Source organism: Pannonibacter sp. Q-1 (assembly GCF_054073275.1).
Genome location: NZ_JBSXNB010000005.1, coordinates 324204 through 342949, shown reverse-complemented (window position 1 = coordinate 342949; position 18746 = coordinate 324204). Strand labels below are relative to the sequence as shown.

Genomic DNA, 18746 nt, shown 5'->3' with positions numbered 1-18746 from the left:
GTAGTATTCGCCCCTGCTCACTCGCCCCAGCTCACTCGCCCTTGATCAGCTTCTTGCGCAGCCAGCCGGACAGGCTGTCCATGGCCATGACCATCAGCACGATCAGCGTCATGTAATAGGCCACCTCTTCCCAGTCGCGCTGGGTCTGGATGGCCTGCGTCAGCAGCAGGCCGATGCCGCCACCCACAATGGCACCGATCACCGTGGCACTGCGGGTGTTGGATTCAAGGAAGTAGAGCGCCTGGCTGAGCAGCACCGGCATCACCTGCGGGATGACGCCGAAGCGGGCGCGCTGCACCGCATTGGCGCCGGTGGAGCGCACGCCCTCCACCTGCTTCTCGTCGATGTTTTCCAGCGCTTCGGAGAAGAGTTTGCCAAAGCTGCCCGTGTCCGTGATCATGATGGCCAGGGCACCGGTCATCGGGCCGGGGCCGAAGGCGCGCGACAGGATGATGGTCCAGATCAGGCCATCCACACCGCGGATGAAGTCGAACACGCGGCGAGCGGCAAAGCGGAACGGCCCCAGCGGGTTGAAGTTGCGCGCCGCAAGGAAGCTGAGCGGGAAGGCGATCAGCGCGGCACCAGCCGTGCCGAGGAAAGCCATCAGCATGGTTTCAAACATGGCCCACATCACATCCCCATGCCGCCACATCCGGTTGGTCCAGAAGTCATGCAGCATGGCCGACGCATTGGCCAGTTCCGGATTGAGCCGTTCGCCCCAGAGCGCAAGGTTCATCAGTTCCAGCGGGCCCTTGCCGTAGAAGGGGCTGTCGAGGGTGAAGAAGAACAGCTCCCAGCCCGGGAAATAGCGGAAGGTTTCCACCTTGGAGCGGGTGTAGGCAAAGCGGCCGGCCTTGGTCGTCACGGACACGCGGGTGTCCGAGGCATTGATCCAGTCCGGCAGCGGCTGCGGGGCCGTCAGCTTCAGGCCATTGCCTTCGGGCTGGATATCGATGACGCCATACCCCGGCACGTCATAGCGCGCCCCTGCCGCGTCATAGGTGACGACGTGGCCATCGCCCAGATCGACCACGGTCGTGGTGCCGTCACTGGTCACCCAGTCCGGCAGCATGCCTTCCGGATAGGTGCCCTTGTTTTCACCTTCGACGGCCACGGACAAGGCGCCGTTGCGGTTGTCGCGCGTCACATGCACCTTGTAGGACCAGAAGTCCGCCAGCAGGATGGCCGCATTGTCCAGTCTTGCCCGCTGCGCAAGGCCCGCCAGATCGAAGGCAAAGGCCGCATAGGCGAGATAGGCCAGGATCAGCCCCGGCACCGCGAAGGCTGCGATGCGGCGGTTACGGAAGCGGGTGAGGATGGTGCTGTTGAGGTCCGCCGTCTGCGGCATGTCCATGGTGGCCATGTCAGTGTCCTTTCACCAGCCTGTGACGGGCATGGTCCGACAGCCGGTCGATCAGCACGATTGTCACGAAGAGCATCAGGAAGATGGCCACCACCTCGTCGTAGCGGCCCTGGCCCCATTGCATGGCGATCTTCAGGTCATAGCCGATGCCCCCGGAGCCGACGAAGCCCAGAATGGCGGAAGCGCGGACGTTGATCTCAAAACGCATCAGCGCATAGGAGAGCCAGTTCGGCGACACCTGCGGAATGATGCCGAGCCACATCTTCTGCATCCAGGAGGCACCCACGGAGGCGAGGCCTTCGACCGGCTTCAGATCTGCGTTTTCCGCCACTTCCGAGAAGAGCTTGCCAAGCGCGCCTGCCGTGTGCAGGGCGATGGCGATAACGGCCGGCACGGGGCCGCCGCCGAGAATGAAGACGAGCACCAGCGCCACGACGATCTCCGGAATGGCGCGCAGGGCGTCCATCATCCGGCGGAACAGCGGCACAAGGCGGGGCCAGCGGGCAAGGCTGCGGGTGGCCAGCAGCGCCAGCAGCATGGCGGCCAGCGCGCCCATGAGTGTTGCCGTGGCGGCGATGTTCACCGTTTCGATCAGCGAGGCAAAATGATCGGCCATCAGGCCGGGCAGCACCGCCCGCTTGGCCCAGGCTTCAGCCAGCACTTCGGAGGGAAAGTCGAAAACCTGCGACAGGCCGTTCCAGAAGCCGCCGGCATTGCGCCCGTCGGCCATGATCCAGCCGGAGGAGAACAGCATGATGAAGAACAGCAGCAGCACGCCGCCATAAAGGCGCTTGCGCCGCGTCATCTCCAGATAGGCTTCATGATGCGAGGCAACGCCCTTGCGGCTGCCGCCATCAGCTCCGTACGCGAGATTGGTCATGGTGCCCTGAAATGGTGCCCTGAAAAATGCGAGTGCCGGGCTCCATCACTGGAGCCCGGCATGGATATGCGGAAGGCTTACTTGGCTTCCTGCAGCTTGCGGGCTGCGATGATGCCGAGGTAGGCATCATGGGTCACCGGCACCAGATCCTTGGCGTCGCCATGCGACAGGGCATAGGCGCACTTGGGATCATCCTGCCACATGGTGTCGGCAATGGCGGTGACCTTGGCCTTCACGTCGTCCGGCAGAGCCTTGCGGATCACGAAGGGGCCTTCCGGGATCAGCTTGGACTTCCAGATCTCGACGAGATCGTTCATGTCCACGATGCCGGCGTCAGCTGCCTTGCGGAAAGCACCGGAGTTGTAGCCGTCTTCCCATTCGCCAAGGCCGTCAGCCCAGCTTACAGCGGCATCAAAGTCGCCGTTGGCGACGCCAACGATGGACTGCTCATGGCCGCCGGAGAAACGCACTTCACCGAAGTACTGGTCCAGCTTGCCATAGGTGTCCTGCAGCTCTGCGCCCGGAACCAGATAGCCGGAGGTGGAGTTCGGATCGGCGAAGGCAAAGCGCTTGCCCTTGGCGTCTTCGATCGAGGTGATGCCGCTGTCCTTGCGGGCAAAACCGATCGAGTAGTAGCCGGTGGAGCCGTCGAGATTCTGCTTGGTCAGAACCGGCTCAACGGCTTCAGCGTTGGTCAGGTAGATCTTGGCATAGGCCGAAGCGCCGAGGCCGGCGAAGTCGATCGAACCGCCGAGCATGCCCTGGATCACGCCGTCATAGTCGGCCGGGGTGAAGAGCTTGACCGGAACGCCGAGGGCTTCTTCCACCTTGACGCGGAAGCACTCGTTCGAGGTCATGCGGTCCTGGGCGTTTTCACCGCCGAGGATGCCGATGTTGAACTGGGTGATCTTTTCCTGCGCACCGGCAACGGTGGTGCAGGCAAGCGAGAGGGCAGTCGCCAGAAGCAGCTTCTTCATGAGAACTCCATTTTCACAGAATAGGGGCCTGAACCGGCTTGGGTCCGGAATCAGGCCGGGACCGTCAGGACACCATCGCGGCGGCGTAGGCGGGCTGGGACCACGCCGGGTCGTCAGCCTTTGCATCCGCCGGAATGCTTGTGGAGGTGGCAGCTTCGTTGAAGCTGTCATCGGCTCCGTAAATCTCGCGGGCAACGCTGGTCGTCAGTTCGTCCGCCGTGCCGTCAAACACCACTTCGCCGTCGCGCATGCCGATCACCCGGTCGCAGTAGCGCCGCGCGGTGTCGAGCGTGTGCAGGTTGGCGATCACCATGCGGCCATCTTCCACGTTGATCTTCTTCAGCGTGTCCATGACGATCTGCGCATTCATGGGATCCAGGCTGGCGATCGGCTCGTCAGCCAGAATGATCTTCGGATCCTGCATCAGGGCGCGGGCAATGGCGACGCGCTGCTGCTGGCCGCCGGAGAGAGCCTCCGCCCGCTTCGGCGCCTGCTCGGCGATGCCAAGCCGGTCCAGAATTTCGAGCGCCTTGAGAATATCGGCGCGGGACCAGAGGCTGAACATCGTCTCGATCGTGGAGCGGCGGTTCAGGATGCCGTGCAGCACGTTGGAGGCCACATCCATGCGCGGCACCAGATTGAACTGCTGGAAGATCATGGCGCACTGGGACTGCCAGGCCCGCGAGGCCGCCCCCTTCAGCGCCAGGATGTTGCGGCCCTCAACCAGGATTTCACCGGCACTGGCATCCGTCAGGCGGTTCATCATGCGCAGGAAAGTCGACTTGCCCGCTCCGGACCGGCCGATGATGCCGACGAAGGCGGGACCGGTGACTTCGAAACTGATCCGGTTCACAGCCGCCTTCTGACCGAACAGACGCGTAACTTCCCTGACTTCCAGCATTGGCCACCCCTTTTTGCTCGGCGTAACCTAGTGCTCCTGTGTGACAGTTTCTTGTAGGAAGCATGAAGATCATGCGAATAGATTTAGCCAGTTATCTTTTTCATTATTTTATGCAGCAATATACTGAAATAAAAAGAGAAATCCTGAAAGGTTTATTCTTCGGCTAAATATCAACCCTGCACTGCGCTGTTCAGATGACCTGCAGGCGTTCACAAAAATCCCGGCCTTCGGGGGAAGGCCGGGAGGTTGATGACAAGGCAGGCTGTGGCAGACGTTTCAGCTCATCCAGCGCAGCTCACGGCCACGCACCGGATTGACGAACGCGCGCCCCTCGGCCTGTGAGGCGGACCATTCCCGCTTCAACTGCATCCACCAGCGCCCTTGCGTATCTGCATCATTGATCAGCATGAGCTTGGGATTGTACTCCAGCCCCTCACGCTGCTGGATGACGACGCGGCGGTCCTGACCGAGGAAGACATTCATCAGGTGGCGGATCAGCGGCTTGAACGGCCCGATCCAGCCCATGCTGGCCCAGAACATCTGCCGCACTTCCGTCTCGTCCTCACTCACCGGGGTGATGGTGGTCAGGCCGACGACGGAGTGCTTCGAGCCCTTGATATGCTCGATGCGCAGGCCCGGCAGCATGTAGCGGATTTCCGTGGTCACATCATCGCCCAGCAGCTTGTAGGCAATGTTCTGCGGCGGCAGCTTGTGGCGCACCATGGCCCAGCCCAGTTCGGACGGCTCGAACAGCTTGCGCTTGGGGCGCAGCTTCGCAGCGTTCTTCTTGAACCACCAGGAGGTATGCACGAAGGCCGCGTGGGTCGGGTCCATCAGGCCGAGGGCCGCATGGTCCACCGAACAGACGAAGTGCTGCATGATGTGCAGGGCCGGCCCCTGCTCCACCGCAAAGTCCGGCAGCATCGGCGGCTGCGGCTGGCGGCCTTCCGCCGGGCTTTCGCCATTGGCGGCGAAATAGACCCAGATCAGCCCCTGCTGCTCCACGACGGGATAGGCGCCGCAGGTGATCTTGGAAAAGTCGATGGTCTGATCTTCGTGGGTAGAGGGAATATCGACGCAGACGCCATCCGTATCAAAGCGCCAGCCGTGATAGCAGCATTGCACGGTCTCGCCGTCGAACTTGCCGTGGCGCAGGGGGATGCCCCGGTGCGGGCAGATGTCGCGCAGGGCGAACACCTTGCCGGCCTTGTCCCGGCCCAGCAGCACCATGTCGCCCATCAGCTTCTTGCCGGTCATCACGCCGGGTTTGATCTCCGCACCCGGACAGGCCACGTACCACAGACCGCGCAGAAGTTCCGCCTTGAGATTATCCACCTGAAGTCACCCTGAAACCGGCCGCCGAAGCCTCTTTTGTCCGGGTGTACCCGAGCAGGACGGCAGGCTCAAGGCTTCGATGCAGCGGCCCGGTCCGCAGCATTACGGATGCTGGCCGGACAGGAAGGCCTCAGGCGGCGCTGGAGAGAAGCGTGCCGATCTGTTCGCGCGTGCCCGCATAGAGCGAGGAAACCGACGCGCTCTGGTAGCTGGAGGACACGCCATTGCCGCTGACATTGATGCTGCCTGCGCTGGCGGAACGGGCCGAAAGGCCGGTCGCGCTGTCATAGGAAACGCGGTCATAGGACACGAAGGAGGCAGAAATCTTCTGGCCGCCGATCTCGCCTTCGATCAGGGTCTCCGTAATGGTTGCGCTTTCGTAGGCAACAGACGCGGAACCGGAGCTGCCGCTCGCATTTTCACCGATGGCCGAACGGATCTTGTTGGCGGTATCCGTATAATCTTCAATGCTGGCGAGAGATTTTTTCCCGCTTTCCTTTTCGTCAGTTTTGCCCTTCTGCGCAGCGTCGCGCAGGGCATTGATGACGACAGCATCTTCTTCAGCTTTTTTGGCTGCAGCTTCCAGAAGAGAAGTACTTGCGCTATCTTTGGTTGAAGGTCCGGAGCCAGCCTTGCCTGCCGCCGGGTTGCCGGACGCACCAGCGGAGGACTGGGTCACGGAAAGCAGGCTGGCGGAGGTTGTCGTCGTCTGGATCGAAAGCTGCATTCCGGGCTCCATCCTGGGCTGCGGGCGGCGAATCTGAAGTGGAGTTTCGGGGGAAAAGATTAACGCATCATTAACCAATCTTTCGGGGGCTGGGGGGCCGGGCCGGGGAGGATTGAAACGGAGGAAACGATTATGCCGGTCACACAGATCTTCTCGCTTCCCGGCCGCAGCGCCGAGGAAAAACAGCTCATCATGGAATGCATCCATGAGGCGCTGATGACCCGCTTCGACATCCCTCATGACGACCAGTACATGGTCTTCAATGAAAAGACGCGGGAGGACTTCTTCTTTGGCTCGTTCCCCGAGATGGAGCGCAGTGATGCCTTTCTGCTGATCCAGATCACCGTCAGCAACACCCGCAGCGTCGAGATGAAGAAAAACCTCTACAAGGCCATCTGCGACAAGCTCGGCCGTAAGGCGGGCGTCCTGCATGACGATGTGATGGTCTCCCTCATCGAAGTGCCGCGTGACTGCTGGTCCTTCGGCCGGGGCATTGCGCAATACACCTGACCCGTTCCGCTCTGGAACACGCGGCCCAATCTCCCCGCGGGGGCGAAAAATATCGAAGTGTTAATGCTTGGGTGGGACGATTCCCCAGGATAGGACGGATCCTGACGGAAAATCCGTATCCAATCCCGGCTCAGTGTCCTTAATCTTGCCGGGATTGGAAGGTTGCTTCGCTGGCTGCCGCCCATTCCCTCCCTGTCGCAACAGTTTGCAGGTCGCCCCCAACCATGTGCCGTCTGGCTGCCTATCTCGGAACCGAGATCCCGCTCGAAAACATCATTGCCAAGCCCCGGCATTCCCTGCTCGTGCAGAGCCTGGATGCGCAGGAGGCAAAGCTCAGGGTCAATGGCGACGGGTTCGGCATTGCTTGGTATGGCCATGCAGCAGAGCCCGGCCTGTTCAAGGATGTGCTGCCGGCCTGGGCCGACACCAATCTGCAGAGCATCTGCCGGCTGGTGACGTCGCGGCTGTTTCTGGCGCATGTGCGCGCAGCGACGACAGGAGCGACGTCACGGGACAATTGCCATCCCTTCGCCCATGGCCGCTGGGCCTTCATGCACAATGGCAACATCGGTGATTTCGCCCGCATCCGCCGCGAGATGGAAATGCTCATCAATGAGGATTTCTACGCGCTGCGCCGGGGCACAACGGATTCCGAACTCTTCTTCCTGCTGCTCCTGACCAACGGCCTGGAGGAGAACCCGCGTGCCGCGCTGGATCTGACGCTCACGCAGGTGCTGGATATCGCCGCCCGGCGGACCACCGGCGAAAAGCCCATCCGGCTCACCTGTGTCTTCACCGAAGGCACGGAGCTTTTCGCCTTCCGCTACGCCGACGATGCGGCAGCGCCCACGCTTTACATCTCCGAATGCCTGGACCATGGCGGCCGCGCCTTTGCTTCGGAGCCGCTGGAAGGCGCCTGCGCGCGCTGGCGTCCGGTGGAACAGGGCCACCTTTACCGCCTGTCCGCGACCGGTGTTGAGCAAACGCCGCTGGCCGTGCCCCTGAGCGGCACGGCAGAGCGCGTTCTGGAAGCGGCCTGCTGAGTTTTTTCAGACCTGCCCTCATCCTCGCTTGACGACTTTCCATATTTGGGATTTAATCCCAAATATGGAAAACAAGAAATCAGACCAAGCTGAACTTGATCAGCAGATTGCCCAGCGCCTGCGCCAATTGCGCCAGGAAAAGGGGCTTTCGCTTGATCAGCTGGCGGCCCTCAGCGGCGTCAGCCGCGCCACCCTGTCACGGCTGGAAAATGCCGAAGTCAGCCCGACCACGGCCGTACTGGCCAAGCTCTGCACCGCGCATGGGCTGACCCTGTCGCGGCTGATGCAGATGGCGGAGGATGCCTTTCCCGCCGTGGTGCGGCGGGAGGCCCAACCCGTCTGGACGGACCCGGAAACCGGCCACCGCCGCCGTGTCATCTCTCCCCCCACCAGCGCGCTGTCGGGTGAGGTGCTGGAGTCCGTTCTGCCGCCCGGCACATCCATCACCTATGAAGCCCCGCCCCGCCCCGGCCTTGAGCACCATCTGGTGATGCTGGATGGCAAGCTGACCGTGACGCTCGACGGCGAAGCGCATGCGCTGGCGCCCGGTGACTGCCTGCGGTTTCAGCTCTACGGCGGCAACAGCTTCGAAACGCCGGCAGAAACCGGCGCCTGCTACCTGATTTTCATGGTTTGAGACCAACTCCCGATGAGCTTGACTCATCGGGAGTTGGTCAAGCCCGTGCGGCACCTGAGCAATTTCAAGGCGTGATGCGCCAGCATCGAAAGCCTTGGTACAAGCCCCCCTACGTAGGAGATCTTCCTTGTCCGGTATGACCCTTGACCTGCGCCGTAGCCCGGCGCAGCTGGATGATGCATGCCTTGATGGCCTTGCAGACGTGCTCCTCGGCTGCGTCAGCGGCGGTGCCAGCGTCAGTTTCGTGGAGCCCTTCACGCGGGAGGACGCCCGCCGTTTCTTTGAACAGAAGGTGGCCCCGTCCGTCGCCAGCGGCGACAGCGATCTGCTGCTGGCCGTTGTGGAGGGCCGCATTGCCGGAACGGTGCAACTGGCCTGCGACACCCCGCCCAACCAGCTGCACCGGGCCGATGTGCGCAAGCTGCTGGTTCATCCGGACTTCCGCCGCCGTGGCATAGCGGAAGGGTTGATGCGTGAGGTGGAGTGGCTGGCGCACGAGAGGGGCCGCAGCCTCATCACCCTCGACACCCGCGAAGGCGATTCAGCCGAACAGCTCTATCTCAAGCTCGGCTACCAGATCCTCGGCCGCATTCCCGCCTATGCCAATCACCCGCAGAGCGGTGAGCCGGAGGGCTGCACCTTCTTCTACAAGGTGCTGGCGTCTCCAGGCTGATAACCCAAGGTGAAGCCTACCAGCTCTGCAGGCTGCGCAGCAGGTGGGCCTTCTTGTGCATGTGCCCGCCCATGCGCGTCAGCAGCCCTTCCAGCACGGCAATGCCCCGGAAGAGATGCGGACCCTTGTTGAGCATGACGCATTCGGCGCGTGCGGCCATGGCGGCGTCGGTCATTTCCCCGCGTGAGGCGATCCCGGTCTTCATCAGGCTCTCCATCACCTGCGTCGCCCAGATCACCGGCACATGCGCGGCTTCGCAGAGCCAGAGGATTTCCTCCTGCATCTCTGCCAGCCGGGCAAAGCCGATTTCCACCGCCAGGTCGCCGCGGGCGATCATCACGGCGGTGGGCTGGCGCCCGGCTGCGCGCACCAGCATGTCCGGCAGGTTGCGCACGGCGCGGCGGGTCTCGATCTTCAGGACAAGGCCGATGCTGCGCCAGTCTTCCGGGCATTCCCGGGCAAGCGCTGCCTGCAGCTCTTCCACGTCTTCCGGGGTCTGCACGAAGGAGAACTCCACCCCGTCTGCATGGCGCGCGACGAAGGGCAGCAACTCCCGGTCATCGGCGGTCAGGGCCGGCACCAGCACATCGCTGTCGGGGAAGTTGATGCCCTTCTCGGGCTTCAGCTTGTAGCCTTCGATTTCAGGACCGGTGTCGATGCCCAGCACCAGCCCCCAGTCCTGTGCCGACAGAACGGTTGCGGCCAGCTTGCCGTCATCAATGAAGACGCGGTGCCCCGGTTCGGCCGCTTCCAGGGCCTGACCCAGCTCGCATTCGATTGCCGGCAGTTTGCGCGGCGCCGCGTCAAGGTGGCCCGGCCGCACCACGGCCAATTCGCTTTCCGGGAAGACCCGGCTGCCGTTCTTGCCTTTCTTCAGGGCCCCGGTGCGGATTTTCGGGCCCGGCAGATCCATCATCACCTTCATCCGGCGGCCGGTGGCATGGGCGGCGGCCTCCACATGGGCGATCATCGAAGCCCAGGCGCTTTCCCCATCATGGGCGCAGTTGATGCGCACCGCTTCCACACCAAGATTAGCCAGCTCAGTAAAGAAGGCAGGATCGCCGGCAGCCTCCCCCGGAACCGTGACGAGCAGCCGTGCCGGGCGCGTTTCCTGCAAGGCACCCAGCAGAGCATCGGCCCTCTCCCGGATGCGCTCCTCACCGGCGAAGAAATGTTCAACCTGCGCCGCAGATGAAACGGATGCCGTCAGCTCTTGCCCCGTGGCGGCGCCCAGCAGGCGCTCCACCGCATGGAGCGTTGGCATCACGCGGCTCTCCGCCCGGCCGAGGGAGGACAGGCCCGCCGCCATCAGCCGCCTTTGCAGCGGCCGCAGATCCCTGTGCCGCAGGGCAAGATAATGCGAAAGGTTCGCTGCGCTCGGGGCAAATTCCGGCGTCTCCACCCAGCCGTCCCAACGCGTGGCCAGTGCAGCGCCATCTGCGGCGACGGAGGCGGCAAGGTGGGCCACATCTGCCTGCAACTCCACCAGTGCAGGATCTGCGGGCAGCACCGTGCCCTCTGGCGCCTTCGGCTTTGACGCCGCAGGCTTGCGTGTCCGGGCCGGGCTCTTGCGGGCAGTTGCAGGCTTTGCATCAGCGGCAGAATTTACGGCGGTCATATCATGCTCATCCATGGCGCACCTCCGCCATTTTGGTAGCATCCGCCCATGACAGAACCTTGACCTTGCGCAAGCGGCACGGAAAACACGCCGTCTTCCGCCTTCCCTTCGTCGCAATCCTCGTCAACACTCACTGCCGGGTACGGGACAGCGCCCGGCAGTGATCTTCACTCGGGGGAGAGGGATCTGTTGGCCGGGGAGAAGACCAAGGAGGCCTGCGGTGAGCAGAAAGGCGAAGCATTTCATCCTGTCCATGGACGGCGGCGGAATCAGAGGCATCATCCCCTTGCGCGTTCTGGAGGCCCTCGACGGGCGCTTGCGCCGCGCGGGCGTGACCCGGCCCCTGCACCAGATTTTCAGTCTGATCTGCGGCACCTCTGCCAGCGGCCTTGTTGCAGCGGCCCTTGCCGCACCGCGCAACGGCGGCGCCGGGGGAGAAGCGGCGGGCACCCTGTCGGACCTGCGCCATTTCTTCGAGGTCGAGGCGCGCGAGCTGTTCACCTACAGCTTCAGCAAGCGCCTGGGCCGCTTTGTCACCAACCCGCTTGGCCTCTTCGACGAGCGCTATGATGCCCGCCCGCTGGAGCGGATGCTGAAGGACCGGTTCGGCTGGACCTCCATGGCCAGCGCCCTCACCCATGTGATGCTGCCGGCCTATGACATCGAACGGCGCAATCTGGTGATGATGTCCAGCGCGCCGGGGACCGATGGGGCGCGGCCGGATGATTATTACTTCTGGGAAGCGGTGCGCGCCTCCATGGCCGAGCCGTCGTTCTTTGAGCCTGCCCGCATCGACAATCTCACCCGGGGCTGCAACGAGGCGATGATCAGCGGCTCGGCCATGCTCGGCAATCCGGCGCTGGCCGCCTATGCGCAGGCCCGCCGCATGGGCTGGGCGGCGGAAGATATCGTGGTGATCTCGCTGGGTACCGGCCATGCTGGCGGACGGGCCTTCGAATTCGGGCCTGCCTGCCGCTGGGGCGCGCTCGGCTGGATGCTGCCGTCGAACGGCGCACCGCTGCTCTCGGTGCTGCAGGACGGGCATGCGGCCGCCACCGCCGGTCTGGCGGAACAGGTTTTCGCCGATCTCGACGGCCCCGCCTATTACCGCTTTGACGGCGAGCTGCCGCCGGAGGCCGAGGAGATGGACAATGGCCGGCCCGGCAATCTCATCCTGCTCAACGGCGCGGCCGACCGGATCATCCGCGATCAGACGCTGGTGCTGGATGAACTGGCGGCACTGATTGCAGCCAGCTACGAAGAGGCTGAGGAGGCCGGCACGACTGCCGGAAAGGAGCGGGAAGCGGCCTGAAAAGGGGGCTAAAAGGACACATGAAAGACCGGCCCGGAAGCGGTGGCTGACATGTCCGTGATCGCGGCAGGCTTGCCCTCAGCGCCCGACTCTGTTGAGATTCACCGGCAAGGGTCATCATGGCCCGCGCCACGGATTTCAGTGCTCATGGCTTATCTTTCCTGTGTTCCCCGGCCAACTGCGGCCCGGCGTCTTGCTTTTGCCCTCACCGCTTTGGGGCTTTCCGGCCTGTTTGACGCTGCCCAGGTGGTGGAAGCCTCCGGCACGCCTGTGGCAAAGCCGGCCGCACGCGAGGCGGCGGCGTCACGGCAGCCGCGCAATCTGGATCCCAATGCTCCGGCCAAGGATTATTTCGGTGCCATGAGAGACCCGGCGCCGCTCGCCTCCCGCGCCATCGGCTCTTACGCCAAGGGCTGCCTGGCAGGGGCCTCGGCCCTGCCCATCAATGGCCCCTCCTGGCAGGTCATGCGCCTGTCGCGCAACCGCAACTGGGGCCATCCGGCCCTGATCAGCTTTCTGGAGGACTTCGCGACGAAGGCCCCGAAGGTGGGCTGGCGCGGGCTGCTGGTGGGCGATCTGTCCCAGCCGCGCGGCGGGCCGATGACCTCAGGTCATTCCAGCCACCAGATCGGCCTGGACGCGGATATCTGGCTGACGCCGATGCCGGACCGGGTGCTGAGCCGGGACGAGCGGGAAAACATCTCCGCCATCTCCATGGTCAAGCAGCCGCAGGATGTGGCAGGCGCCGACCGCAGCGTGGACCCGCGGCGCTGGACCGATACTCATGCGGCGCTGATCCGCCTTGCGGCGAAAGACCGGCGCGTTGCGCGCATCTTCGTCAATCCGGCGATCAAGAAGGCGCTGTGCCAGTTCGAAACCGGCGACCGGGCCTGGCTGCGCAAGGTGCGGCCCTGGTGGGGCCACGACTATCATTTCCACGTGCGCATGTCCTGCCCGGCGGGCAGCGTGGGCTGTGCCGATCAGGACGAGCCGCCGCAGGGCGACGGCTGCGGCACGGAACTGGCGTCCTGGCTGGCGGACGGCCCGTGGGTGCCGAAGATCGACCCGGAAACCGGCAAGCCGCCCCCCGTACAGAAGAAACGCCCGCTGGCCCTTGCCGCCCTGCCGAAGACCTGCGGCGAGGTTCTGACCGCCCGTTGAAGGCTTGGGCCGCTGAGGCCCGGCGGGTCTGAAGCTCAGAGCCCGGCCAGCGGGAAGATGTCGGCCTTGCGGATGGTGAGGCGCCCGGTTTCGCCAGCGTTGACATCCGTGGTCGACGGCACTTCCAGCTCCAGAGCCTCTCCCGGCGCACCGTTGCCGGTGGCGCGGACGATCAGGCGGCGGCCACCCGGATGGTCGATGACGCGCTGCACGGTGGCGGGGATGCCGCCGTCCGCTTCCCTCTGCCAGCCAAGATCTGCGGGGCGGACGTAGATTTCCACCGGCCCGCTCGCCTCTCCGCTGGTGCCCACCGGCTGGCCATCCACCAGCAGCGCGCCATCGCGGGCCTCGCCGGTGAAGCGGTTGGCATCGCCGAGGAAGCGGGTGACGAAAGGCGAGGCCGGGGTGCGGCAGACATCGCGCGGGGTGCCCTGTTGCTCGATGCGGCCTTCATTGAGGATGACCACCCGGTCGGCCAGATCCAGCGCCTCTTCCTGATCGTGCGTGACGAACAGCGTGGTGATGCCCAGCTCGTCATGGATCTCGCGCAGCCAGCGGCGCAGGTCGCGGCGCACATTGGCGTCGAGCGCGCCGAAAGGCTCGTCCAGCAGCAGCACCTTCGGGTCAACGGCGAGCGCCCGGGCCAGAGCGACGCGCTGGCGCTGGCCGCCGGAAATCTGCGAGGGGAAGCGGTCGCCAAGACCGGCAAGACGCACCAGCGACAGCAGTTCCGCCACCCGGTCCGCGATTTCCTGACGGCTGCGTCGGGTCTTGGAGACCTTCATGCCGAAGGCGATGTTTTCGGCGACGGTCATATGCGGGAAGAGGGCGTAGTGCTGGAACACGAAGCCCACACCCCGGTCGCGCACGGGGATGTTTGTGGCATCTTCCGTGCCGAAGAGGATGCGGCCCTCATCGGCATATTCCAGGCCCGCCACCATGCGCAGGATCGTCGTCTTGCCGGAGCCCGAAGGACCGAGCAGGGCGACCAACTCACCGCTTTCGATTTCCAGCGAGACACCGCGCACCGCGCGGAAGGTGTTGAAGGTCTTCACCACAGTGTCGAGGACGATTTTCATGGCTTTTCACCCTTGGCCTGATCACCGGAAAGCGGAGCACCGGCAAGCGCCGGGCGCGAGGCACGGCCTGCACCAACGCGTTCCAGAAGCAGCTTGGCGATGATCGTGACCAGCGCCAGCACCGTGAGAATGGCGGCCGCCGCAAAGGCGCCAGCCGTGTTGTAGTCGTGGTAGAGCAGTTCCACATGCAGCGGCAGCGTGTTGGTCTGGCCGCGGATATTACCCGATACCACGGAAACCGCTCCGAACTCGCCCATGACGCGGGCGTTGCACAGCACCACGCCATAGAGCATGGCCCAGCGGATGTTCGGCAGCGTCACCGTCAGGAAGGTGCGCCAGCCCGAAGCGCCCAGCGAGGTCGCCGCTTCTTCGAGATCACGCCCCTGCGCCTGCATCAGCGGGATCAGTTCGCGCGCCACAAAGGGAGCCGTGACGAACATGGAGGCAAGCACGATGCCCGGCAGGGCAAAGAGGATCTTGACATCTGCCGACTGGAGCATCGGCCCGAACAGGCCCTGCAGCCCATAGACGAACATATAGGCGACGCCCGCCACGATCGGCGAGATGGAGAAGGGGATCTCGATGACGACGATCAGCAGCCGCTTGCCCGGGAAGTCGAATTTGGTGACGGCCCAGGCGGCGGCAATGCCGAAGGCCGTGTTGATGGGCACGGCGATGAGCGCGGTCAGCACCGTCAGGCCGATGGCATGCAGCGTGTCCGGCTGGGCGATGGTGGCCGCGAAGAAGCCGAAGCCCTTGCTGAAGGCCTGCGCGAAGATGACGAGCAGCGGCGCCAGCAGCACGATGGCGCCAACGCCCAGCACGATGCCGATCAGCGTGCGGCGGATGGCCGGGCTGTCGCCGACGCGGGGCGGCTTGCGGGAGGTGTGGGCATAGGCCATGGCTCAGCCCCTCGACATGTAGCGCAGGGCACGAGCCTGCAGCAGGTTGGTGATGGCCAGCATGACAAAGGCGGTGATCAGCATGACCGAGGCGATGGCGGCGGCGGCCTGATATTCGTATTCCTCCAGCCGGATGAAGGCGAGAAGCGCCGTGATCTCGGTCTGGAACGGCTGGTTGCCGGCAATGAAGATGATGGCGCCGAATTCGCCAAGGCTGCGGGCAAAGGCGAGCGAGGTGCCAGCCAGCAGCGCCGGGGTCAGCAGCGGCAGGATCACATTGCGGAAAATCCGCGCATCCGAACCGCCGAGCGACTGCGCCGCTTCCTCCAGCGCCGGATCAAGATCCTCCAGCACCGGCTGCACCGTGCGCACGATGAAGGGCAGGCTGGTGAAGGCCATCGCCACCATGATGCCGAGCGGCGTGTAGGCGACCTTGATGCCGAAAGGCGCAAGGAACTGCCCGATCCAGCCGGTTTCCACGAAGAGCGTGGTCAGCGCAATGCCGGCCACCGCTGTCGGCAGGGCAAAGGGCAGGTCCACCATGGCATCGATCAGCCGCTTGCCGGGAAACTCGTAGCGCACCAGCACCCAGGCCAGAATGAGGCCGAAGACCAGATTGAACAGCGTTGCCGCCAGTGCGGAACCGGCCGTGACCATGTAGCTCGCCACCGCCCGTTCGGAGGAGACGATCTGCCAATAGGCCGTTGGGCCGAGGCTGGCGGCCTTGTAGACCAGCGCGCCCAGCGGCAGCAGCACGATCAGGCTGACATAGAACAGCGTGACGCCGAGCGATAGCGGCAGTCCCGGCAGGACGCGGCGGTGCCTCATCCGGCTTCTCCTGGTGTGGCGGTCCTCAGGTGACGGTCCTCAGGTTACGGGGCGCGGCCCCTTTCAAGCCGAAACCGGCAGGCACGGGCCCGCCGATCTCAGATGCTTTGATTGCGCAGGGAAATCAGCGGTTTCCGAACAGCTTGTCAAGCTTGGCGCCGGAGGCAAAGTGCTCTTCCTGTGCCTTGTCCCAGCCGCCGAAGACGTCTTCCACGGTGACGAGGCGGACTTCGGGGAAGCTGTCCTTGAACTCGGCCTTCACCGCTTCATCATGCACCCGGTTGCCGCGGGCGGCCACGATGCGCTGGCCTTCCGGCGCATAGAGGAAGTCGAGATAGGCCTTGGCGAGATCGCGGGAGCCGCGGGCATCGACCACACGGTCAACGATGGCGACCGGGAACTCGGCCAGAATGCTGACGGACGGGGTGACGAGATCAAACTTGTCTTCGCCGAATTCCTTGGCGATGCCCTTGGTCTCGGCCTCGAAGGTGATCAGCACGTCGCCGGTGCCGCGCTCCACGAAGGTGGTGGTGGAGCCGCGCCCGCCCGTGTCGAACACCGGCACGTTGGCGAAGAGTTTTGCGATGAACTCGTCCACCTTGGCCTCGTCGCCGTTGAAGGCTTCACGGGCATAGGCGGTGGCCGCCAGATAGGTGTAGCGGGCATTGCCGGAGGTCTTCGGGTTCGGGAAGATCACCTTCACGTCGTCGCGGACGAGATCGCTCCAGTCCTTGATGTTCTTCGGATTGCCCTCGCGCACCAGGAAGGCCGGCAGGGAGTAATAGGGAGACGCGCGGTTCGGGAAGTCTTCCACCCAGTCCGCCGACACGGCACCGCCCTTGACCAGAGCGTTGATGTCCGTGGTCTGGTTGAAGGTCACCACGTCTGCTTCCATGCCTTCCAGAATGGCGCGGGCCTGCTTGGAAGAGCCGGCGTGCGACTGGTCGATGGAGACATCCTTGCCCGTCTTTGCCTTGTAATCGGCAATGAAGGCCTCGTTGACCTCGACGAAGAGTTCGCGGGCAATGTCATAGGAGGCATTGAGCAGCTTGTCGGCGGCAGAGGCCTGCAGCGGCGCGGTCAGAAGTGCGGCGGCAGCAGCACCGGCTGCCAGAAGAGCCTTGAACGTCATGATGAGAACCCCCGTTTGATGTTGCCCAAAGCATAATCAAGGCATGGCAGGACACGAGGCATGGCGGTCTTCGGCAGGCGCCAAGAGGAAAAACCTATGCCAAATTGCTGCCAATCCGGGGTGTGCTGTTCCTGTTGACAGCAAAGGACCGGGAGGAGGACGCAGGATGGCCTGCGTCCTTAAAGAATGCCCGGCAGGTGACACCGGATCACGCCGCCGCTTTGGGCGTGAAGCCGGTCACATCCACCAGCCGGGTGCAGATGCGGGCACGGGCTTCCTCGTCGTGGAAAATGCCGATGATGGCAGCGCCGCGCGCCTTGGCTTCCTGAATGAAGGAGAGCACCACTTCCCGGTTGGCGGCATCAAGGCTTGCGGTGGGCTCATCCAGTAGCAGGGCCGGATAGGCATGGGCAAAGCCACGGGCAATGTTGACGCGCTGCTGCTCCCCGCCGGAGAAGGTGGTGGGGGAAAGCTGCCAGAGCCTTTCGGGGATATTGAGCCGGCGCAGCAGATCCGCAGCGCGCGCCCGGGCCTCCTCCAGCGGCGTGCCCAGTTGCAGCAGCGGCTCAGCCACCACATCCAGTGCAGGCACACGCGGCACCACGCGCAGGAACTGGCTGACATAGCCCAGCGTCTCGCGGCGCAGGCGGATGATCTGGCGCGGCTCGGCCTTCGTCACATCGGTGCCGCCCACGACGATCTGCCCGCCGGCAGCCAGATAATTGCCGTAGATCATCCGCATCAGCGTGGACTTGCCCGCGCCTGACTGACCGGTGAGACCGATGCACTCGCCCGGTTCGACGGTGAGGCTCGCCCCTTCCATCACCGGGATTACGGCGCTGCCCTGATTGTGCAGAGTGAAGGACTTTGACAGGTTTACAATCCGGATCATGGCCTACACCTGCAGGACGGAGGAAACGAGAAGCTGGGTATAGGCATGCTGCGGATCGTCCAGCACCTGATCGGTGAGGCCCTGCTCCACCACGCGGCCCGATTTCATCACCATCAGCCGGTCGGCGAGAAGCCGCACCACCGCAAGGTCATGGGTGACGATGATCACCGACAGGCCAAGGTCGCGCACCAGCCCGCGCAGCAGGTCGAGAAGCCGCGCCTGCACGCTCACGTCCAGCCCGCCGGTCGGCTCGTCCATGAAGACGAGGCGCGGGCCGGTGACCAGATTGCGGGCGATCTGCAGGCGCTGCTGCATGCCGCCGGAAAAGGCGGAGGGGCGGTCGTCGATGCGGTCGGCGGCGATTTCCACCCGTCCCAGCCAGTCCGTGGCCTTGTCGCGGATCGCGCCGTAATGCCGGGCGCCGACAGCCATCAGCCGCTCGCCCACATTGCCGCCAGCGGAAACGCCCATGCGCAAGCCGTCACGCGGGTTCTGGTGCACATAGGCCCATTCGGTGCGCGACAGCCGCCGTCTTGCGGTTTCCGCCATGGCCAGCACGTCGCGCCCGTCATAGAGAACAGCCCCTTCATCCGGCTGCTGGTGTCCGGCAAGGCAGGACAGCAGGGTGGATTTGCCCGAACCGCTTTCCCCGACGATGCCCAGCACCTCGCCGGGGTAAAGATCGAAGGACACATCGGCGCAGCCGATGCGGGCGCCATAGCGCCGGGTGAGGCCGGACACCTTCAGAAGCGGTGTGTCCGTGATGGTCTGGTGAA

General features: G+C 64.2%; 19 protein-coding genes. 6 read left to right on the top strand and 13 right to left on the bottom strand.

Going from position 1 to position 18746, the window contains the following annotated elements; genetic code table 11:
- Window positions 1-31: 31 nt before the first annotated feature.
- The 6 genes from phnE (ACVNHC_RS16495) to ACVNHC_RS16470 form a co-directional block, all read right to left on the bottom strand.
- Window positions 32-1363 carry a phosphonate ABC transporter, permease protein PhnE gene (gene phnE / locus ACVNHC_RS16495; protein WP_457168104.1) on the bottom strand — a complete coding sequence of 444 codons (1332 nt, stop codon included), beginning with the start codon at window positions 1361-1363 and terminating at the stop codon, window positions 32-34.
- 1 nt (window position 1364) lies between these two features.
- Window positions 1365-2243, bottom strand: a complete 879-nt coding sequence (phnE, locus tag ACVNHC_RS16490; protein WP_050474331.1) for a phosphonate ABC transporter, permease protein PhnE — start codon at window positions 2241-2243, stop codon at window positions 1365-1367.
- Window positions 2244-2320: 77 nt separating this feature from the next.
- Entirely contained in the window at window positions 2321-3220 is a 900-nt protein-coding gene (gene phnD / locus ACVNHC_RS16485) for a phosphonate ABC transporter substrate-binding protein (RefSeq protein WP_058898170.1), read from the bottom strand.
- A 64-nt stretch (window positions 3221-3284) separates the two neighbouring features.
- Window positions 3285-4121: a phosphonate ABC transporter ATP-binding protein gene (phnC, locus tag ACVNHC_RS16480; RefSeq protein ID WP_050474329.1), complete on the bottom strand. Its 837-nt coding sequence runs from the start codon at window positions 4119-4121 to the stop codon at window positions 3285-3287.
- Between the two features lie 276 nt (window positions 4122-4397).
- On the bottom strand, window positions 4398-5456 hold the full coding sequence (locus tag ACVNHC_RS16475; RefSeq protein ID WP_122519116.1) for an aromatic ring-hydroxylating oxygenase subunit alpha: 1059 nt from the start codon (window positions 5454-5456) through the stop codon (window positions 4398-4400).
- A gap of 130 nt (window positions 5457-5586) precedes the next feature.
- Window positions 5587-6183 carry a hypothetical protein gene (locus ACVNHC_RS16470; protein WP_374629197.1) on the bottom strand — a complete coding sequence of 199 codons (597 nt, stop codon included), beginning with the start codon at window positions 6181-6183 and terminating at the stop codon, window positions 5587-5589.
- A 132-nt stretch (window positions 6184-6315) separates the two neighbouring features.
- On the opposite strand from ACVNHC_RS16470, the gene ACVNHC_RS16465 reads away from it, so the two are divergent.
- The 4 genes from ACVNHC_RS16465 (at window position 6316) to ACVNHC_RS16450 (ending at window position 9046) form a co-directional block, all read left to right on the top strand.
- On the top strand, window positions 6316-6693 hold the full coding sequence (locus tag ACVNHC_RS16465; protein WP_050474326.1) for a tautomerase family protein: 378 nt from the start codon (window positions 6316-6318) through the stop codon (window positions 6691-6693).
- 224 nt (window positions 6694-6917) lie between these two features.
- Window positions 6918-7736, top strand: a complete 819-nt coding sequence (locus ACVNHC_RS16460) for a class II glutamine amidotransferase (RefSeq protein ID WP_457168101.1) — start codon at window positions 6918-6920, stop codon at window positions 7734-7736.
- A gap of 64 nt (window positions 7737-7800) precedes the next feature.
- Window positions 7801-8373, top strand: a complete 573-nt coding sequence (locus ACVNHC_RS16455) for a helix-turn-helix domain-containing protein (RefSeq protein ID WP_457168099.1) — start codon at window positions 7801-7803, stop codon at window positions 8371-8373.
- 136 nt (window positions 8374-8509) lie between these two features.
- Window positions 8510-9046: a GNAT family N-acetyltransferase gene (locus ACVNHC_RS16450; RefSeq protein WP_457168267.1), complete on the top strand. Its 537-nt coding sequence runs from the start codon at window positions 8510-8512 to the stop codon at window positions 9044-9046.
- A 16-nt stretch (window positions 9047-9062) separates the two neighbouring features.
- On the opposite strand, the gene ACVNHC_RS16445 is transcribed toward ACVNHC_RS16450, so the two are convergent.
- Window positions 9063-10679, bottom strand: coding sequence for a pyruvate kinase (locus ACVNHC_RS16445; RefSeq protein ID WP_457168097.1), 1617 nt, complete (start codon window positions 10677-10679; stop codon window positions 9063-9065).
- Window positions 10680-10884: 205 nt separating this feature from the next.
- Here ACVNHC_RS16445 and ACVNHC_RS16440 point away from each other — a divergent pair, with 205 nt between their 5' ends.
- Window positions 10885-11976 carry a patatin-like phospholipase family protein gene (locus ACVNHC_RS16440; RefSeq protein ID WP_457168095.1) on the top strand — a complete coding sequence of 364 codons (1092 nt, stop codon included), beginning with the start codon at window positions 10885-10887 and terminating at the stop codon, window positions 11974-11976.
- Window positions 11977-12123: 147 nt separating this feature from the next.
- A complete protein-coding gene (gene mepA / locus ACVNHC_RS16435) occupies window positions 12124-13137 on the top strand; it encodes a penicillin-insensitive murein endopeptidase (protein ID WP_457168093.1) in 1014 nt (337 codons plus the stop codon).
- A gap of 35 nt (window positions 13138-13172) precedes the next feature.
- Here mepA and ACVNHC_RS16430 read toward each other — a convergent pair whose 3' ends face one another.
- The 6 genes from ACVNHC_RS16430 to phnK all read right to left on the bottom strand — a co-directional run bounded on the left by ACVNHC_RS16430 (window position 13173) and on the right by phnK (window position 18735).
- Window positions 13173-14216 (bottom strand): sulfate/molybdate ABC transporter ATP-binding protein, encoded by a 1044-nt coding sequence (locus ACVNHC_RS16430; RefSeq protein WP_457168091.1) that lies wholly within the window; start codon window positions 14214-14216, stop codon window positions 13173-13175.
- A complete protein-coding gene (cysW, locus tag ACVNHC_RS16425) occupies window positions 14213-15118 on the bottom strand; it encodes a sulfate ABC transporter permease subunit CysW (RefSeq protein WP_050474320.1) in 906 nt (301 codons plus the stop codon). Before cysW ends, ACVNHC_RS16430 begins: the two co-directional genes overlap by 4 nt.
- 3 nt (window positions 15119-15121) lie before the next feature.
- The gene (cysT, locus tag ACVNHC_RS16420) at window positions 15122-15946 is read right to left on the bottom strand and encodes a sulfate ABC transporter permease subunit CysT (RefSeq protein WP_019963628.1); all 825 of its coding nucleotides are present in this window, start codon (window positions 15944-15946) and stop codon (window positions 15122-15124) included.
- A 124-nt stretch (window positions 15947-16070) separates the two neighbouring features.
- Entirely contained in the window at window positions 16071-17078 is a 1008-nt protein-coding gene (locus ACVNHC_RS16415) for a sulfate ABC transporter substrate-binding protein (RefSeq protein ID WP_457168088.1), read from the bottom strand.
- Window positions 17079-17286: 208 nt separating this feature from the next.
- Entirely contained in the window at window positions 17287-17970 is a 684-nt protein-coding gene (gene phnL / locus ACVNHC_RS16410; RefSeq protein ID WP_457168086.1) for a phosphonate C-P lyase system protein PhnL, read from the bottom strand.
- A gap of 3 nt (window positions 17971-17973) precedes the next feature.
- Complete coding sequence (phnK, locus tag ACVNHC_RS16405) at window positions 17974-18735, bottom strand: phosphonate C-P lyase system protein PhnK (protein ID WP_208977349.1); 762 nt, start codon at window positions 18733-18735, stop codon at window positions 17974-17976.
- Window positions 18736-18746: the final 11 nt, after the last annotated feature.

Excerpts from the sequence above, each read along its gene's own strand:
- phnE (WP_457168104.1), bottom strand. The coding sequence starts at position 1,363 with ATGGCCACCATGGACATGCCGCAGACGGCGGACCTCAACAGCACCATC.
- phnC (WP_050474329.1), bottom strand. The coding sequence starts at position 4,121 with ATGCTGGAAGTCAGGGAAGTTACGCGTCTGTTCGGTCAGAAGGCGGCT.
- ACVNHC_RS16430 (WP_457168091.1), bottom strand. The coding sequence starts at position 14,216 with ATGAAAATCGTCCTCGACACTGTGGTGAAGACCTTCAACACCTTCCGC.
- ACVNHC_RS16465 (WP_050474326.1), top strand. The coding sequence starts at position 6,316 with ATGCCGGTCACACAGATCTTCTCGCTTCCCGGCCGCAGCGCCGAGGAA.
- mepA (WP_457168093.1), top strand. The coding sequence starts at position 12,124 with ATGGCTTATCTTTCCTGTGTTCCCCGGCCAACTGCGGCCCGGCGTCTT.
- ACVNHC_RS16470 (WP_374629197.1), bottom strand. The coding sequence starts at position 6,183 with ATGCAGCTTTCGATCCAGACGACGACAACCTCCGCCAGCCTGCTTTCC.
- phnD (WP_058898170.1), bottom strand. The coding sequence starts at position 3,220 with ATGAAGAAGCTGCTTCTGGCGACTGCCCTCTCGCTTGCCTGCACCACC.
- phnL (WP_457168086.1), bottom strand. The coding sequence starts at position 17,970 with ATGATCCGGATTGTAAACCTGTCAAAGTCCTTCACTCTGCACAATCAG.
- ACVNHC_RS16450 (WP_457168267.1), top strand. The coding sequence starts at position 8,510 with ATGACCCTTGACCTGCGCCGTAGCCCGGCGCAGCTGGATGATGCATGC.
- ACVNHC_RS16445 (WP_457168097.1), bottom strand. The coding sequence starts at position 10,679 with ATGGATGAGCATGATATGACCGCCGTAAATTCTGCCGCTGATGCAAAG.
- cysW (WP_050474320.1), bottom strand. The coding sequence starts at position 15,118 with ATGGCCTATGCCCACACCTCCCGCAAGCCGCCCCGCGTCGGCGACAGC.
- ACVNHC_RS16455 (WP_457168099.1), top strand. The coding sequence starts at position 7,801 with ATGGAAAACAAGAAATCAGACCAAGCTGAACTTGATCAGCAGATTGCC.
- ACVNHC_RS16460 (WP_457168101.1), top strand. The coding sequence starts at position 6,918 with ATGTGCCGTCTGGCTGCCTATCTCGGAACCGAGATCCCGCTCGAAAAC.
- phnE (WP_050474331.1), bottom strand. The coding sequence starts at position 2,243 with ATGACCAATCTCGCGTACGGAGCTGATGGCGGCAGCCGCAAGGGCGTT.
- ACVNHC_RS16415 (WP_457168088.1), bottom strand. The coding sequence starts at position 17,078 with ATGACGTTCAAGGCTCTTCTGGCAGCCGGTGCTGCTGCCGCCGCACTT.
- cysT (WP_019963628.1), bottom strand. The coding sequence starts at position 15,946 with ATGAGGCACCGCCGCGTCCTGCCGGGACTGCCGCTATCGCTCGGCGTC.